Annotated in this window: 15 protein-coding genes; 7 read left to right on the forward strand and 8 right to left on the reverse strand. The window is 54.5% G+C overall.

What is annotated here, in order from left to right:
- Positions 1–73: 73 nt before the first annotated feature.
- The 4 genes from G523_RS0111545 to rpsF form a co-directional block, all read right to left on the reverse strand.
- Positions 74–2,056: a methyl-accepting chemotaxis protein gene (locus G523_RS0111545; RefSeq protein ID WP_022695225.1), complete on the reverse strand. Its 1,983-nt coding sequence runs from the start codon at positions 2,054–2,056 to the stop codon at positions 74–76.
- A 174-nt stretch (positions 2,057–2,230) separates the two neighbouring features.
- Complete coding sequence (rplI, locus tag G523_RS0111550) at positions 2,231–2,821, reverse strand: 50S ribosomal protein L9 (protein ID WP_022695226.1); 591 nt, start codon at positions 2,819–2,821, stop codon at positions 2,231–2,233.
- A 12-nt stretch (positions 2,822–2,833) separates the two neighbouring features.
- Positions 2,834–3,097: a 30S ribosomal protein S18 gene (rpsR, locus tag G523_RS0111555; protein ID WP_022695227.1), complete on the reverse strand. Its 264-nt coding sequence runs from the start codon at positions 3,095–3,097 to the stop codon at positions 2,834–2,836.
- Positions 3,098–3,106: 9 nt separating this feature from the next.
- Positions 3,107–3,457, reverse strand: coding sequence for a 30S ribosomal protein S6 (rpsF, locus tag G523_RS0111560; RefSeq protein ID WP_022695228.1), 351 nt, complete (start codon positions 3,455–3,457; stop codon positions 3,107–3,109).
- A gap of 191 nt (positions 3,458–3,648) precedes the next feature.
- Here rpsF and fabD point away from each other — a divergent pair, with 191 nt between their 5' ends.
- The 7 genes from fabD to gmk all read left to right on the forward strand — a co-directional run bounded on the left by fabD (position 3,649) and on the right by gmk (position 9,616).
- On the forward strand, positions 3,649–4,593 hold the full coding sequence (gene fabD, locus G523_RS0111565) for an ACP S-malonyltransferase (protein WP_022695229.1): 945 nt from the start codon (positions 3,649–3,651) through the stop codon (positions 4,591–4,593).
- 31 nt (positions 4,594–4,624) lie between these two features.
- A complete protein-coding gene (gene fabG / locus G523_RS0111570; protein WP_022695230.1) occupies positions 4,625–5,362 on the forward strand; it encodes a 3-oxoacyl-[acyl-carrier-protein] reductase in 738 nt (245 codons plus the stop codon).
- A 131-nt stretch (positions 5,363–5,493) separates the two neighbouring features.
- Positions 5,494–5,730 (forward strand): acyl carrier protein, encoded by a 237-nt coding sequence (locus tag G523_RS0111575; RefSeq protein ID WP_022695231.1) that lies wholly within the window; start codon positions 5,494–5,496, stop codon positions 5,728–5,730.
- 8 nt (positions 5,731–5,738) lie between these two features.
- Positions 5,739–7,022, forward strand: a complete 1,284-nt coding sequence (gene fabF, locus G523_RS0111580) for a beta-ketoacyl-ACP synthase II (protein WP_022695232.1) — start codon at positions 5,739–5,741, stop codon at positions 7,020–7,022.
- 44 nt (positions 7,023–7,066) lie between these two features.
- On the forward strand, positions 7,067–8,095 hold the full coding sequence (mltG, locus tag G523_RS0111585; protein ID WP_022695233.1) for an endolytic transglycosylase MltG: 1,029 nt from the start codon (positions 7,067–7,069) through the stop codon (positions 8,093–8,095).
- Positions 8,096–8,106: 11 nt separating this feature from the next.
- Positions 8,107–8,991, forward strand: coding sequence for a YicC/YloC family endoribonuclease (locus G523_RS0111590; RefSeq protein WP_022695234.1), 885 nt, complete (start codon positions 8,107–8,109; stop codon positions 8,989–8,991).
- Positions 8,981–9,616 (forward strand): guanylate kinase, encoded by a 636-nt coding sequence (gene gmk, locus G523_RS0111595; RefSeq protein WP_022695235.1) that lies wholly within the window; start codon positions 8,981–8,983, stop codon positions 9,614–9,616. The genes G523_RS0111590 and gmk overlap by 11 nt, the downstream gene beginning before the upstream one ends.
- Here the strand turns inward: gmk and rsmA are convergent.
- The 4 genes from rsmA to G523_RS19100 form a co-directional block, all read right to left on the reverse strand.
- Positions 9,613–10,449 (reverse strand): 16S rRNA (adenine(1518)-N(6)/adenine(1519)-N(6))-dimethyltransferase RsmA, encoded by an 837-nt coding sequence (rsmA, locus tag G523_RS0111600; RefSeq protein ID WP_199285724.1) that lies wholly within the window; start codon positions 10,447–10,449, stop codon positions 9,613–9,615. The genes gmk and rsmA overlap by 4 nt on opposite strands.
- Positions 10,442–11,497 (reverse strand): 4-hydroxythreonine-4-phosphate dehydrogenase PdxA, encoded by a 1,056-nt coding sequence (gene pdxA / locus G523_RS0111605; RefSeq protein WP_022695237.1) that lies wholly within the window; start codon positions 11,495–11,497, stop codon positions 10,442–10,444. The genes rsmA and pdxA overlap by 8 nt, the downstream gene beginning before the upstream one ends.
- The gene (locus tag G523_RS19095; protein WP_022695238.1) at positions 11,472–12,746 is read right to left on the reverse strand and encodes a peptidylprolyl isomerase; all 1,275 of its coding nucleotides are present in this window, start codon (positions 12,744–12,746) and stop codon (positions 11,472–11,474) included. The genes pdxA and G523_RS19095 overlap by 26 nt, the downstream gene beginning before the upstream one ends.
- A gap of 104 nt (positions 12,747–12,850) precedes the next feature.
- On the reverse strand, positions 12,851–15,091 hold the full coding sequence (locus G523_RS19100) for an LPS-assembly protein LptD (protein ID WP_022695239.1): 2,241 nt from the start codon (positions 15,089–15,091) through the stop codon (positions 12,851–12,853).
- Positions 15,092–15,135: the final 44 nt, after the last annotated feature.

Genomic DNA, 15,135 nt, shown 5'->3' on the forward strand with positions numbered 1-15,135 from the left:
ATGGACAATTAGCCAACAAAAAAGACCGCATTCGGAGGAATGCGGTCTCTGTATTTTGTCTCCAGAAGAGGGATCAGTCTTCGAACTGAATACCGCCGCGGTTGCCGCTTGCCCAGCGAACGGTGCCCTTCTTGTTGCCCTTGTAGAACATGTCGAAGAGTTGGCCGACTTCGCTCTGGGAGACGCCTTCAATACCAATACCGCCTGCGTTTTCATTCAGGACTTCCGCTTTGATTGTGCGGTCACCGGACTTCAATTCGACTTTTTCGCCGAAAATCGGTTCGCGTTCGCGTTTACGACGCTCGGAGATAGACTCGCGTGAGTGGAGGAATGCCGAAACATCGTTCAATTTTGCAACAACTTCGATACTCGCCCGATCAAGCTCTGTGAGCTTTTTCATGGCTGTTTCCATATCGCCAGTTTCTTTCGCAGCCAGCGCCTCGGTGGAGGATTTGTGTACGCGATGGTGCGGTTCCAGCAGTGAACGGAACGATTCAAGATTGCGCAGCTCGCTATCTTCGACACTGTCATACCACTTGCCGAGACGGCAGTTGTGGTTGTCTGGTACCTCGCTGGATTTCCACTGACCACGTCCGAGTACCGTATCGACAACGCGTTTCTTGAACATGGTGTGGTCAATCTTCGCCATCTCGCAGAGCGAGCGGGATGAGGTCGCGCGGAACCACTGACCAGCTGCTTTGGAGAGGTTACCATTGCTGTCGGTCATCGATGTTGCAATGTCATCGAGGCAGGATGAGTTCTCACGTGCGAGATCGGTCATGCCGACGATATGGCTGGAGATTTCGCGCGCGGAGCTTTCCTGCTGCTCGAGGATTTGAGCGACTTCGCTCATGCGTCCGGCAACGCCTTCCATCTGGCTACCGGCGCCTTCGATCTGGTCGCTGGCATTATTGAGCGTTTCCTCGCCGGTATCGATCGCTTCGCGGGTTGCTGCGAAGTTAGCGCTAATGCGGTCGATCTCGGCTTGAAGGGTCTGGATTCGGCTTGCGACGTCTTCCGTCGCTGACGCAGTCTGGTTCGCGAGAGCCTTCACTTCGCTTGCAACAACCGCAAAACCTTTGCCTGCATCACCAGCGCGGGCTGCTTCGATGGTTGCATTGAGAGCCAGAAGGTTGGTCTGGTCCGCAATAGACTGGATCACAGACATAACGTCGTTGATTTCAGCGGCTGCCCCCTGAAGGGATGAAAGGCTCTGATTGCTTCGTTCGGCAGCTTCAGCAACCGTTGCGATTGCACCACGTGCACGCACAACGCCCTGAACGCCTTCGTTCAGCCGAGTGTTAGTGTCCCCCGCCGCATTCGCCGCATTCTGGCTTGTGTCAGAGAGTTGCTGGATAGACGACACTAGTTCCTCGACAGCTGCAGCAACAGATTCGTTGGAGCTGGTTGCTTTCGCTGTGCTGTTGCTGAGTACTGCAAGGTTCAGCGTGACTTTGTTGATGTCATGCATGGAGTCAGAGATCGTGCGGAGGTTCTGATAATCATTGTCCGCACGCCATTCAATCGCTTCGTGATCGGTCATCTGGCTGGAATATGACTCGTTCGCGAGCGCCATATCCAGGAACATGCGCGAAATGAGTGTGTTGATGGCTTCTGCGGCGCGCTGCGGCGTAAAGCGGTGCGCTTTAAGAATGCGCGGTACAGCTTCCATAAGGACACGGCCATAGCCAGCAATAAACCAGTCAGAGGTTAGCCCGATGCGAACGTGGGCCGAGCCGATTTTCCGAGCGTCTTCTTCAAATTCACGAAGTTCATTCGTAACGAATGCTTTTTCCCAGTGCGTTGATTGTCGCTTCGCCAGATCATCGGCGCCATGAGGAGATTTTTCAATCATAGCCGCGAGATTGGGGGTTTGATTAATTCGAGCGTAAAATGCTTCTAGAATATTTTCGATCTCGGGCTTGAGCTCTTTCCAGACGGCTTTAGCGCGCGCGCCATTCGGATCTTCCGGCAGGAGATACTTGAAAAGGTCCTCTGAGGTTGGCTTTGTTGCCGGTGCAGAGTTTGACGATAATTTTTGTTGTAAAAGAGCCATTATTTTGTCCACTCACCATCTTATTATGGCGAGCAGATATACCCATCAGAAATGTAGGTATTCTTAAAATACACATAGCTAGTTTTAACGAACCCGCGAAATTTCAGATTTTCCCCAACAAAAAAAGCCACCTCGTAAGAGGTGGCTTTCTTTGGATTAGGTTGTTTGAAGAACTTAGTCTTCGTCAGCCGGGCCGCGCTCAGCAGCGGCTTCAGCAGCAGCTTCAGCCATTTCGGATGCAACAGCAGCTTCGTCAGCGCGCTGTTCAGCCATAGCAGCTTCGATCACGTTTTCGCCTGCAGCTTGACGTTCGGCTTCGTCTTCAGAACGCGCAACGTTCATCGTGACGGTGATCGTGACTTCCGGGTGAAGGCGAATTTCGACTTCATGAAGACCGATAGTTTTGATTGGCGTGTTCAGGAGAACCTGACGACGCTCAACTTTTGTACCAGCTTCAGTGGCCGCTTCAGCTACGTCACGTGCAGCGACAGAACCGAAGAGGTAGCCGTTCTCACCAGCCTGACGGATCAGGACGAAAGTTGTTCCGTCGAGAGATTCGCCGTTAGACGCAGCTTCCGCACGAGCTTTTTCGTTACGTGCTTCGATTTCAGCTTTTTCAGCTTCGAAGCGTGCGCGGTTGGCATCGTTAGCGAGGAGCGCTTTGCCCTGAGGGATCAGGTAGTTGCGCGCAAAGCCGTTTTTAACTTCGACTTCGTCACCAATCGTTCCGAGTTTCTCGACACGTTCAAGAAGGATAACTTGCATTGTGGGCTCTCCTTACTGAACGCTGAACGGAAGCAGAGCGAGAACGCGGGCACGTTTGATGGCCTGAGCGAGCTTGCGCTGTTTCTTCTGGCTGACAGCCGTGATGCGAGCTGGAACGATTTTGCCTTTTTCAGACACATAGCGTTGCAGCAGTTTCACGTCTTTGTAGTCGATTGCCGGAGCGTTCTCACCAGAGAACGGGCAAACCTTGCGACGGCGACCGAAAGGACGGCGAGCCGGCAGGTTGGAGATGTTCAGTTTTCCACCTTTTGACATGGTTGCCTCCTAGTCTCTTTTGCGACGGTCGTCGCGGTCTTTGCGAGCGATGATCGCAGAAGGCTCGTCAGAGAGTTCTTCAACGCGGATCGTCATGTGACGCATGATGTCATCATTGATACGAAGACGGCGCTCGAGTTCCTGGACCGCAGATGCTGGCGCATTAAGGTTCATAAGGGAGTAGTGACCCTTGCGAACTTTGTTGATTGGGTATGCCAGATTGCGAAGACCCCAATACTCGGTCTTGCCGACCTTGCCGTTTTCGTCTTCGATGATTTTTGTAATGTCTTCAACGAGCGCTTCCACCTGTTGCGGTGAAATGTCTGGGCGCGCTACGAAGACGTGTTCGTAAAAAGCCATGTTTTACCCTTTGGTTGGAAGGCGGCACCCGCTGACAAGGGAAGCAGCAGATGATGGCCCCGCTCCACGATTGGTACGGGCCGCTATCCAGTGAAGGCGCGCTTAAAGCGTAATAAGACAAAAAATGCAAGTGGCTTGTCATTTGCGTTTCGTATGGGTAGGGCATTCGGCTCTGAAAAGGACCTGTCACTATGGACCACACAGCTTTTATCTTTCCGGGCCAGGGCGCCCAGTTCGTTGGAATGGGCAAAGAACTTGCTGATGCTTTCGCGAGTGCGCGCGCGGTTTTCGAAGAAGTTGACGCTGCGCTCGGTGAAAACTTTTCCAGTCTGATCTGGGAAGGTTCCGACGATGATCTGAAACTGACAGCGAACACGCAGCCGGCTTTGATGGCGGTCAGCCTCGCTGTAACACGTGCGCTTGAGGCGGAGTTCGGAGTTAAAGTGGGTGATGCGACATATGTTGCCGGTCACTCGCTCGGTGAATATTCAGCTCTGGCTGCTGCAGGCGCGATCAGCGTAGGAGATGCTGCAAAGCTTCTGCGCTTCCGTGGCGAGTCCATGCAGAAAGCTGTTCCTGCAGGTGAAGGCGCTATGGCGGCGCTCCTCGGTGCAACAATCGAACAGGCTGAAGCCGCTTGTGCAGCGTCCGGCGGCGTTTGCGAGATCGCTAATGACAACGCACCGGGACAGGTCGTTTTGTCTGGCGCGAAAGCGGCCGTCGAGGCGGCTGCTGAATGGTCCAAAGAGAATGGCATCAAAAAAGCAGTTCTTCTGCCAGTCAGCGCGCCATTCCACTGCAGCCTGATGCAACCGGCTGCTGATGCGATGGCAGAAGCTCTGGCGACAACAGAGCTCAAGTCACCAATCGTACCTGTCTACGCAAATGTGACCGCTGCGCCGGTTACAGATCCTGCAGAAATCCGTAATCTGTTGGTTGAGCAGGTAACCGCACGTGTCCGCTGGCGCGAAAGCGTCGAGAAAATGGCTGCAGAAGGTGTTGTGAACCTCGTAGAATGTGGCGCAGGCAAAGTCCTGACCGTCATGAACCGACGCACTGTAAAAGGGCTAAACGGCACAGCACTGGGTACGCCATCTGATCTTGAGGCTTTTGCTGAAGCTCAGAATCAGGCCTGAACATCTTTTGGAAAAAGGGAGGATCGCTTCCATGTTCGATCTGACGGGTAAAACTGCACTTGTGACCGGCGCTTCTGGCGGTATCGGTCGTGCAATCGCTGCAGCACTGTCTGCGCAGGGCGCTAAAGTTGCGCTGAGCGGTACGCGTGAAGCCGTTCTTGAAGAAGTGGCGTCCACACTGCCGGGTGAAACTTACATTGCGCCGTGCAACCTCTCTGACATGGAGAGCGTCGCTGGTCTCGTGCCTTCTGTCGATAAAGGCTTCGGCCCTGTCGATATTCTGGTCGCTAACGCAGGCATTACGCGTGATAAGCTTCTGCTCCAGCAGAAAGAAGAAGACTGGGACTCAGTCGTAGATGTAAACCTCAAGGCTTACTCTATCCTCGCACGTACTAGCCTTCGTGGCATGATGAAGCGCCGTTTTGGCCGCATTATCGGTATTACGTCCATCGTTGGGGTTACGGGTAACCCGGGGCAGACGAACTACGCCGCATCTAAAGCTGGTATGATTGGCTTCTCCAAATCGCTTGCTCAGGAAGTTGCGAGCCGTGGCATCACAGTAAATTGTGTGGCGCCAGGCTTTATCAGCTCTCCGATGACTGACGAACTTTCCGATGCGCAGAAAGAACACCTTCTGGGTGGAATCCCTGTGGGTCGTCTGGGTTCTGGTGGCGACATCGCTTCTGCTTGTGTCTATCTCTCAAGCGAAGAAGCGGCTTATGTTACAGGGCAAACCCTGCATGTGAATGGCGGGATGGCAATGATTTAGCCTGTTAGGGCTAGTCAGGAAATCCCAGTCCGGATAATGGTCAAGCCGCAAAACATGTGCTAGCGGCGCAACACGCAAGCAGTTTACAAACAAGAGCTGACTGCTCGCTCCATAATTAGAAGGAAGATGAAATGTCTGATGTTTTCGAACGTGTGAAGAAAATCGTTGTCGAAAACCTCGAGGTAGAGGCGGACAAGGTAACAGAAGCTGCTAGCTTCATCGACGACCTCGGCGCTGACAGCCTCGACCTCGTTGAGCTCGTTATGGCTTTTGAAGAAGAGTTCGGTATCGAGATCGAAGACGAAGTTCAGGAAAACATCCGCACCGTTGGTGACGCGGTAACTGAAATCAAGAAAACTCAGGGTTAATCTTAGCGATGAGACGGGTTGTTATTACAGGCATTGGCCTCGTAACGCCTCTAGCGGGCAACCGCGAGGCGAGTTGGGAACGGTTGATTGAAGGGCGCTCTGGCGCGCAAAAGATTGACCTGTTTGATACTGACGACCTGTCCTGCAAGATTGCGGCGCAGGTTCCGTGGACGACCGGTCGTGGCGGAGGCGAGGGTGATCCTGAAGCCTTTGATCCAGACCGTGCCGGTTCTGCCAAGGAACGTCGCCGCGTCGGCGAATTCATCGTCTACGGTATGGCTGCGGCCGCCGAAGCGATTGAGGACTCTGGTTGGGTACCTCAGACGGAAGAAGAAAAGTGCATGACCGGTGTTCTCATCGGTTCAGGCATTGGTGGTCTTCCTGAAATCGCTGAAACTGCGAAGATCCTGGAAGAGAGCGGGCCGCGCAAAGTCAGCCCGTTCTTTATCCCAAGTGCTCTGATCAACCTGTGCTCAGGCCAGGTGTCTATCAAGCACGGCTTTAAAGGCCCGAACCACTCAGTGGTTACAGCCTGTGCGACGGGTGCGCACGCAATCGGTGATTCTGCCCGCCTCATTCAGTATGGCGATGCGGATGTCATGGTCGCTGGTGGTACGGAAGGCTCTCTCTGCCGTATCGCGGTTGCAGGTTTTGCTGCAGCTAAAACTCTCTCCACGAAATTCAACGACGAACCCGAACGCGCGTCACGTCCTTATGACAAAGACCGCGATGGCTTCCTGTTTGGCGAAGGCGCTGGCGTACTCGTTCTTGAAGAATACGAGCACGCGAAAAAGCGCGGCGCGAAAATCTATGCTGAAGTTCTCGGCTACGGCCTTTCAGGCGATGCGCACCACATCACGTCTCCTGCGGAAGACGGCAATGGTGGTTACCGCGCAATGGAAATGGCGCTGCGTCATGCCAAGCTGACACCAGCAGACATCGACTACGTCAACACACACGGTACATCCACGCCAGTTGGTGACGAGATCGAGGTTCGCGCGATCGAACGTCTCTTCGGTGAGTCTGTAAAAGGGCTGTCTCTGTCCTCGACGAAATCGTCTATCGGTCACCTTCTGGGTGCGGCCGGTGCGGTTGAAGCTGCATTCACGGCGCTTGCGGTCAAGAACAGCATGATCCCTCCAACGCTGAACCTTGAGAACCCGTCCTTCGAATCCGAGATCGACCTGACGCCGCTCAAGTCTAAAGCTCGCGAAATCAAGTACGCGCTCTCTAACTCATTCGGTTTCGGCGGCACAAACGCAGCGCTCGTACTTGGACGCATCGACGACTAAGGACGAGCTGCCTTGGCTAAAATCAGGTTTCCAGGAGTGAAACGATGAAATGGGTCACCAGGGCTTTGGTGGCCCTTCTCGTTTTAGCGCCCATCGCTGCAGGCGGTGCGTTTGCCGCTTACCAGTGGTTTCTTGGTCAGATTAACGAGCCGGGTCCTATGGAGGGCGCTGAGAACCAGATCGTGCTTATCCCGCGCGGTGCCGGCACAATCCGCATTGGCGAGCAGCTTGCCGAACAGGGGCTGATCGAGGACACGCGTCTCTTCCGCCTTGCTTCCCGGTATTACGAGCTCGACTCCAGCTTGAAGGCGGGCGAGTACAGCATTCCGGCTGATGCCAGCATCACGGAAATACTCCGCCTGATGGAAGAGGGGGATGTGATCCTGCATCCCGTTCAGGTGATTGAGGGATCGACAATCGCGCAAGCGATGCGCGCAATCGAGGCTTCTGAAGTGCTGACAGGCGACATGCCTGAAACTCCCGAGGAGGGAAGCTTTCTGCCCGATACATATATGGTCACACGCGGCACGACCCGTGCCGAGGTTGTCCAGCTGCTCATGGGCGCTCAGGACACGCTTCTTGATGAGATCTGGGCCAATCGTCAGTCAGATCTGCCGCTCGCGTCTCCGGAAGAGGCGGTTATCCTCGCATCTATCGTGGAGAAAGAGACCGGCAGCGTCGGAGATGAGGATCTCGTCGCCAGCGTGTTCATCAACCGTCTCAACCGCGGCATGCGTCTGCAGAGCGACCCTACGATTATTTACGGTATCTCACAGGGCGAACGTCTGACACGCACCGTGAACGGTCAGGAAGTGCAACGTGGGCTGTACCGATCTGAAATCGACCGTTACACGCCTTACAACACGTATCAGATTGACCGCCTGCCGCCGACACCAATTTGCAATCCGAGTGAGGCGGCACTTCGCGCAGTTCTTCAGCCTGCGGAATCTGATTATCTATTCTTTGTTGCAGACGGTGAGGGGCACCACGTGTTCGCTCGCACCAACGCAGAACATAATCGCAATGTTGCGCGCTGGCGTCAGATTGAACGCAGCCGTCGCAACGCTCAATAAGGAGACACACCATGCTCTCCAGCATGACAGGATTTGGCAGCGGACAAGGAGATGGCGCCCGCCTCTCATGGCAGTTTGAAGCCAAATCGGTAAACGGGCGTGGTCTTGATCTGCGACTCCATCTTCCGCCAGGTTGCGAAGGTCTGGAAGCTGGCATCCGTGCAGCGTTCAAGTCGGCTTTTGCACGCGGCAATATGCAGGCTTCGCTTAATCTCCGTGAGACCGGCGAGGGCCAGCGTGTCTCGATCGATTCAGGGCTACTCAATGCACTATCGCGCAAGGCGCGTTTGGCTGACCGCGCTGCTGGTCGTGGCGCTTCAACGTCTGCCGGTGATTTGTTTGCTTTGCGCGGCGTTATTTCCAATGAACGCACTGCCATTGAAGTGTCTCCGGACAGCGAAACTGGCAAAGGCATTTTGGATGCCGTCGGCGAGGCGATCGAACAGCTGAAGCGCGCACGCCAGACGGAAGGTCAGGCTCTGCTTGAGATTATGGAACGCATTGTGTTCGACATGGAGGCTGTGGTCGTCGAAGCGAAAGCCACAGCAGATGTTCAGCCTGCGCAAATGATGGCGCGCCTCAATGAGCGCGTGGCAGGACTTCTGTCTGATTCTCGCATCAGCGATGAGCGTCTGGAGCAGGAACTTGCTATTCTGGTGAGCAAGGCGGACGTGACCGAAGAAGTTGATCGCCTGTCGGCGCACCTTGTCGAGGCTCGGAATTTGTTCAAATCAGACAAGGCTGTAGGGCGGAAACTTGATTTCCTGTCTCAAGAGCTTTTGCGTGAAGCAAATACGCTTGGCAGTAAGTCTGCGAGCCTTGAAATGACGCGTCATTCGCTCGCTCTGAAATCGCTTATCGATCAGTTCAAGGAGCAGTCCGCAAATGTCGAATAGTGCTCATCCGCGCCGCGGCCTTATGCTCGTCATTTCCAGTCCGTCCGGAGCCGGTAAAACCACGCTGTCCCGAAAGCTTATGGATAAATACGAAGATGTTCGTCTGTCCGTCTCTGCGACGACGCGAGCGTCGCGTCCGGGGGAGCAGGATGGCGTCCATTATGACTTTGTGGATCACACGCAGTTTGAACAGATGATCGAGGATCGTGAGTTTCTGGAATGGGCCAAAGTGTTCGACCATTTCTACGGAACGCCTCGGAAAGCTGTCGAGCGTCGTCTCTCTGAAGGTCGTGATGTGATCTTTGATGTCGACTGGCAGGGCGCGGATGCGATCCATGACCAGATGCCAAATGATGTTGTATCTGTGTTCGTGCTTCCGCCGAGCATTCAGGCGCTTCAAAAGCGTCTGGAAGAGCGTCCGGGGTCAGACCCGGAAAAGGTTGCTCGTCGGATGGCCGGTGCCAAAAGCGAAATCAGCCATTGGCGTCGCTATGACTATGTCATCGTGAACGAAGATCTGGATGTGGCTTTCGAAGAGCTGGAACGTATCCTTCTGACGGAGCGCCAGAAGCGTCTGCGTCAGCTTCGTCTCGAGCCTCTGGTTCAGCGCCTGCTTGCAGACTAGAGCGCCTTCCACGCTGTTGTGAGATCGCGGAACTCCTGCTGGGAGAGCGTTTCTGCACGACGGGTCGGATCAATGCTGACTGATTCCAGAAGCTGTTCTGTCGTGGTGCCCTGAGTCATGATCTGTTTAAGGCTTGCGCGCAGCATTTTACGTCTTTGACCAAACGCGGCTGCTGTGACGGTCTGCAAGGCATCCAGATGTGGATAAGCTTTGTCTTCTGCCAGAGGCTTCGCCGAGACGACAGCTGAAGCAACCTTTGGCGGCGGCTTGAACGCGCCCGGTGGCAGGGTGAATGCCATGCGCGGCTCGATAACAGCGTACGAGAGCACAGCGAGCCGCCCGTAATGATTGCTGCCCGGCTTTGCGCAAATGCGTTGCGCCACCTCTTTCTGGAACATGAGAGACATGGTCCCGAATAGCGACATCTGGTTCAGCCAGCCGACAAAGAGTGGCGTGCCGACATTGTAGGGCAGGTTGGCAACGATTTTGATATTCTGGCCCAGGCCGTGTTCGTCGATGAAGGCGGGCCAATCAATAGCCGTTGCATCACCCTTATGGACAGCGAGGCGTCTTTGCGACGCTTCAGGCCAGCTTAGAAGCGCTTCTGCGAAGCGATCATCCATCTCAACGCAGACCAGCTTTCTTACGCCGTTGTCTAATAGCGCACGCGTCAGGCCGCCCGGGCCGGGACCGATTTCGATGACATCGGCGCCGTCAACAGGTCCGCCTGCGAGAGCAACACGTTTCAGAATGTCGGGATCAAACAGAAAGTGCTGGCCGAGCTTTTTATTAGCCGTCGCGCGCAGAAGTTCAGGTGCTTTGTCATCAGTCATGGGCGGCGTCATATTCGATTCGGTTGCGGCTCATTGTGTCAGCCATATTTATAGCTGCGATCAGGCTATCGGCGCGCACATTGAATGCGCCAGCCGCGTCATATGCCGTACCATGATCCGGTGAGGTTCTTATGAATGGCAGACCAAGCGTGACATTCACGCCGCCCCACATATCCAGCGTCTTTAAAGGCGCAAGCCCCTGATCATGATACATAGCCAGCACAGCATCATAGGCGCCTCTGAGCATTTCATGAAATACCGTATCGCCCGGACGTGGGCCAATAGCGTTGATGCCGGAAGCGTTCAGCTCATGAAGTGCAGGGATGATGACTGTCTCTTCTTCATGGCCCAGCATGCCGTCTTCGCCCGCGTGGGGGTTGAGGCCAGCGACGCCAATGCATGCGCTATCTGCCGCAAAATCGCGTTTGAGCGCCGTTGAGACGATCTGCGCCACTTGTTTGACTAGTGGGCTCGTAATCGCATCAGGCACAGCGCGTAGCGGCATGTGGATCGTTGTGAGCGCAACGCGAAGCCCGCCACCAATAAGCATCATAACCGGATACGGCGCTGGGGTACCAGTCAGCGTGCCTGCCAGTTCTGCAAGGTATTCGGTGTGGCCGGGGTGCTGGAAGCCCGCGGCTTTCAAGAGTGACTTCGCAATCGGATTTGTGACAACGGCGGAGGCTTTGCCATCCCAGACATCGTTCACGCCCAGTCTGATCGATTCAATGATCGCAGAGCCTGTTTCCGTATTGGGTTCACCTGCGCGAACGTCAGGGCTCGCAATATCAATGACCGGAAGCCCGCTAGCAAACATCGCTTCACACTCTGCCGGGTCACGGATTTCGATGATGTCGACATCGAGGCCGGATTCACGCGCGCGATCTCGCATCGTCGCGACATTGCCACGAAGATAGAAGCTGCGTGTATCCGGTGTTTTCTGGAATGCCTGCCAGGCAAGAAGAGAAGCCTGCGGGCCAACGCCCGCCGGATCTCCCTGCGTCAGAACAAGCGGTAACCGCTTATCGTCTGATAATTGTTGCGTCACGCTTCAGGTCACGAAGTTCGCGCTGCGCCATGAGGGAAAGCTGCTGGTTGAACAGGCGATCCTCGATAGCTTCACGGTCCGGGATTTCGATGTCAGCAAATCCGCGGTCGCACACATAGATCAAAGTTGGCCCCGCGGGCGTATCTATCGGATCTGCAGAGTGTCCAACTTCTGTGTCGCGTATCGCTTCGGAGACCTGATCCATTAAGGCGTCAGTGCTGACACGTCCAAGAGGTGCATACAGGAGGCCTTCAGTTTCGCCGGCAACACTTTCTAACATATCGCATGAATGTTCCTCAGCTCGGAATTCTTCCAAAGCAGCGAGGTCGCCGGTCTCGGACAGTACCTGTGCCAACTCAACTTCCAGCTGTCCGTTCGTACCGTCTTGCTTAGCTCGGACTGCGTAGATGTAGATGCCATCAGACGCGATAATTGGAGGTGTGAGCGCTGGCGCTTCCGTGTTGCGAATAACTTCCTGAACTTCGGGTTCCAGCTCTGTCGGGGAGACCCAACCAAGATCGCCTCCAACAGCAGCTGTCGGCGAATTCGAGTATTGCTGAGCTGCAAGTTCAAATCGTGCACCTTGGCGTATTTGCTCAAGGATCACATTCGCACCTTGCAGCATCTGTTGTCGATCCGCCTCCGACGGAGCGTATAGAAAAATCTCTGCAAGTTGATAACGCTCTACAGACGCATCATTTTCCATGCGGTCGAGCGTACTATCGATTTGCAGCTGGGAAATACGAATACGTGAACCATAGAGACCATTGATGATACGGCGCCATGAGATTTCGGCACGCATCTGTTCGCGCAGTGTCTGAGGGTTTACACCATTTTGTACAAGTGATGCATACAGACCTTCTAAAGAAGTCTGATTTTGCCGGGCAATGTCCATCAAAGACGCTTCAATTTCCCGGTCATCGATTTCAAGCTCATATTCAGCCGCTTTTTGAAGCTGTAAACGTTCATCAATAAGTTCTTCTAAAGCACGTGGTAGCGCTTGTCTGAGCGCTTCCTGAGACGGTTGAACGCCTAAAGTGACCAATAGCAAGCGCGCGCGGGATGCGACGTCAGAGATGGAAATCACTTCATCATTCACGACAGCCGCCACACCGCCGAGCATGCGAGTAGAGGACTCAGCTGCTTCAGAAGTTGCTGCGGTCGCTGGGCCGGTAGCGGTCTGTGCAATTGCAGGTGCACTGAATGCCATCAGAGCAAGCCCACTTACCAGCGTCCGAAATCCGATCATAAATCTTTACTCCAAAAACCTGCCCGCCAACGCGAATTCATCGTGTCACATGCGATAACATGATCCAAAAGGAAATGTCACATGAAGATGCAGAAGGGTTTCTCTTAATCAAAATTACCACTGGTGACCTGGCCAAGTGTATTGAAGCCAAAGCCGAACGTGATGGATTCACTATTGCCGACGCCGCGATCGTTGATTTCGCGCTGCTGATAGCCAATCTGGAAGAAGCTACACTCGTCAGACCAGCGCAGAGCAACAGCCTGAATCTGGTTCAGGTTGGCTTCGAGGTTCCGGTTGATCCGGTAGAGCAGCTCAACGTCTTCAGTCAGTTCAACTGTTGCGCCAAGCGAAATGCCCTGACGTTGCAGCGGGAGCGCTTCCATTGAGATGTCATCGGACACGTTGAAATAGGTGACATTGCCTTCGATGCGCCACCAGTCGACCGTTGCGCGGGTTTCGACGCGCTGAATGTCGAAATCATCATTGAGGCGGAAGTTGGCTGCAAAGCTGAATGTATCGTTGTACTCAAGCGCACCGCCGACCAGATAGTCTGACTCAGTACCTGCCAGATTAGACGCATAAGTGAAAAGCGGGTCTGCCTCGTCACGCCAGCGACGGCCAAGTGTGCCGCGGAGCGTGAATCCATTGTCCATGGAGACCGCCGTGCGAACACCTGCCGCGATACGTCCACCCGTCTCAACTAGGTCCTGTTGCGTGAACGGATCCGCTTCGAATAGAACCGCGTGGTCCAGTTCGAACTTCGTGGAGTCTTCGTTCGGTACGAGAATATTTTCCAGAGAGGATTCGCTGTAGGCGATCGTCATGATCGGTTCGATCAGAATGCGCGAACCTTCCGAATAGCGCGCCAAAGGCCAGCGTACCGTTGCTGCGGCAAGACCATAACCACGCGCTTCGGAGTCTTCGAATGCGGGTGTGACATTTGTCTGTGCGACCGAATAATCGAAATAATCACCACGCACGCGCAGGAGCGGCTCCAGCACTAGGCCGCCTGGAGACACATAGGAGTTCTGCCAGTCGGCCGAAGCTGTGAGACGACGTGTGTCATTGCCGCCGCTGCGGTCCAGAATGGCAAGGCCGGTTTCCAGAGAGACGAGACCGTTATCACCAAAGTCCATGAGCTGGTTTGCGTAAACGCTTGGCGTTACTCGCGCGAACAATGCGTCATCATCTCCATCGCGCAGGCCTTGCGTGTGGAAGGAAATGGCATCTGCGTAGAAGTTCTCGTTCTGACCAACAAAATAAAGCTGGTTCAGAAGGCGCTGAGGGTTGGAGTCGACCAGTCCGCGCGGTGTGTTCCAGTCGCTGATGTCGTAGCGGCGCAAATACAGGTCGTCAGAGACTTCTTCGATAGAGAAGCCCCAGCTCCAGATATCTGAAATCTCGAAATCACCTTCCGCAAAGATGTGACCACGGAATTCTTCTTCGCTTGGTATTAGCGTGCCAGTGAAGGTGGACGGATTGGCAACGATGCGACCGTTTGTATTGTAGAACTGGCGGTCACCATTGCTGTCGAACTCATAGTCATAGGCCATGGAGCCGGACAGGTTCAGCGAGCCCGAATAGAAGCGCTGGCGGTATTCGGCGCCCAGCGTCGAATTCACATTCGTATGGAGACGCGGCGTGACAGTCAGATCATTGCTCGGCGAAATCGCCCAGTAATACGGCTGCTCGTAAACGAAACCGAGTTTTGAGGAGAGTTCCGGCGTTGGTGTGAGGAAGCCGGAGCGGCGTTCAGTGCTTGGATCCGGGTGCGCAAAATACGGCAGATACAGAACCGGTACGCCCTTGAGCTCAAATACGGCACCCTCATAGGTGATCATCTGAGTGTCCGCGTTCTGGACAGCGCGGCGGGCACGCAGGCTCCATGTTGGCTGGCTGCCTTCTTCTTCACAGATCGGGCAGGCGGTATAAATTGCATATTCCAGAGAGTTGGAGCCAGAATCATCACGTGCAGCCGTGCGGGCGACGACAACCGCGTTCTGAGGCAGTTGAGCTGCAAAATTGGCTGCAACACCGTCTGAGAGAGAGCCGTCAACTTCCAGCTCTTCTGCAACGCGAACGGTACCGTCCGGATCAGCAATGCGCACATTACCAATCGCGTGAACTTTTTGTTCCTGAAGATTGTAGATTACCCGATCAGCCGTCAGTTGGCGGTCTGCATAGCGCGCCACCACATTGCCTTCGGCGATCATGATTCCTTCATCCTGATTATCGATCAGAACGTCGGCTTCCAGATAAACCCGATCAGATGAAAAATCCTGCGCAACCACAGCCGGTGTGAATGCCAAAATCGCCATGATTGCGAGCAGATCGTTGCGCTTCACGGTTATCCCCTTCGAAACCTACTTGTCTGGGTTATACTTTTCGT

The organism is Ponticaulis koreensis DSM 19734 (assembly GCF_000420665.1).
Taxonomy (GTDB): domain Bacteria; phylum Pseudomonadota; class Alphaproteobacteria; order Caulobacterales; family Hyphomonadaceae; genus Ponticaulis; species Ponticaulis koreensis.

What these genes read in the sequence shown, in the direction of transcription:
- G523_RS0111545 (WP_022695225.1), bottom strand. Translation starts at nt 2,056, where the DNA reads ATGGCTCTTTTACAACAAAAATTATCGTCAAACTCTGCACCGGCAACA.
- G523_RS0111590 (WP_022695234.1), top strand. Translation starts at nt 8,107, where the DNA reads ATGCTCTCCAGCATGACAGGATTTGGCAGCGGACAAGGAGATGGCGCC.
- fabG (WP_022695230.1), top strand. Translation starts at nt 4,625, where the DNA reads ATGTTCGATCTGACGGGTAAAACTGCACTTGTGACCGGCGCTTCTGGC.
- rpsF (WP_022695228.1), bottom strand. Translation starts at nt 3,457, where the DNA reads ATGGCTTTTTACGAACACGTCTTCGTAGCGCGCCCAGACATTTCACCG.
- fabD (WP_022695229.1), top strand. Translation starts at nt 3,649, where the DNA reads ATGGACCACACAGCTTTTATCTTTCCGGGCCAGGGCGCCCAGTTCGTT.
- G523_RS19095 (WP_022695238.1), bottom strand. Translation starts at nt 12,746, where the DNA reads ATGATCGGATTTCGGACGCTGGTAAGTGGGCTTGCTCTGATGGCATTC.
- fabF (WP_022695232.1), top strand. Translation starts at nt 5,739, where the DNA reads ATGAGACGGGTTGTTATTACAGGCATTGGCCTCGTAACGCCTCTAGCG.
- rpsR (WP_022695227.1), bottom strand. Translation starts at nt 3,097, where the DNA reads ATGTCAAAAGGTGGAAAACTGAACATCTCCAACCTGCCGGCTCGCCGT.
- rplI (WP_022695226.1), bottom strand. Translation starts at nt 2,821, where the DNA reads ATGCAAGTTATCCTTCTTGAACGTGTCGAGAAACTCGGAACGATTGGT.
- G523_RS0111575 (WP_022695231.1), top strand. Translation starts at nt 5,494, where the DNA reads ATGTCTGATGTTTTCGAACGTGTGAAGAAAATCGTTGTCGAAAACCTC.
- rsmA (WP_199285724.1), bottom strand. Translation starts at nt 10,449, where the DNA reads ATGACTGATGACAAAGCACCTGAACTTCTGCGCGCGACGGCTAATAAA.
- mltG (WP_022695233.1), top strand. Translation starts at nt 7,067, where the DNA reads ATGAAATGGGTCACCAGGGCTTTGGTGGCCCTTCTCGTTTTAGCGCCC.
- gmk (WP_022695235.1), top strand. Translation starts at nt 8,981, where the DNA reads ATGTCGAATAGTGCTCATCCGCGCCGCGGCCTTATGCTCGTCATTTCC.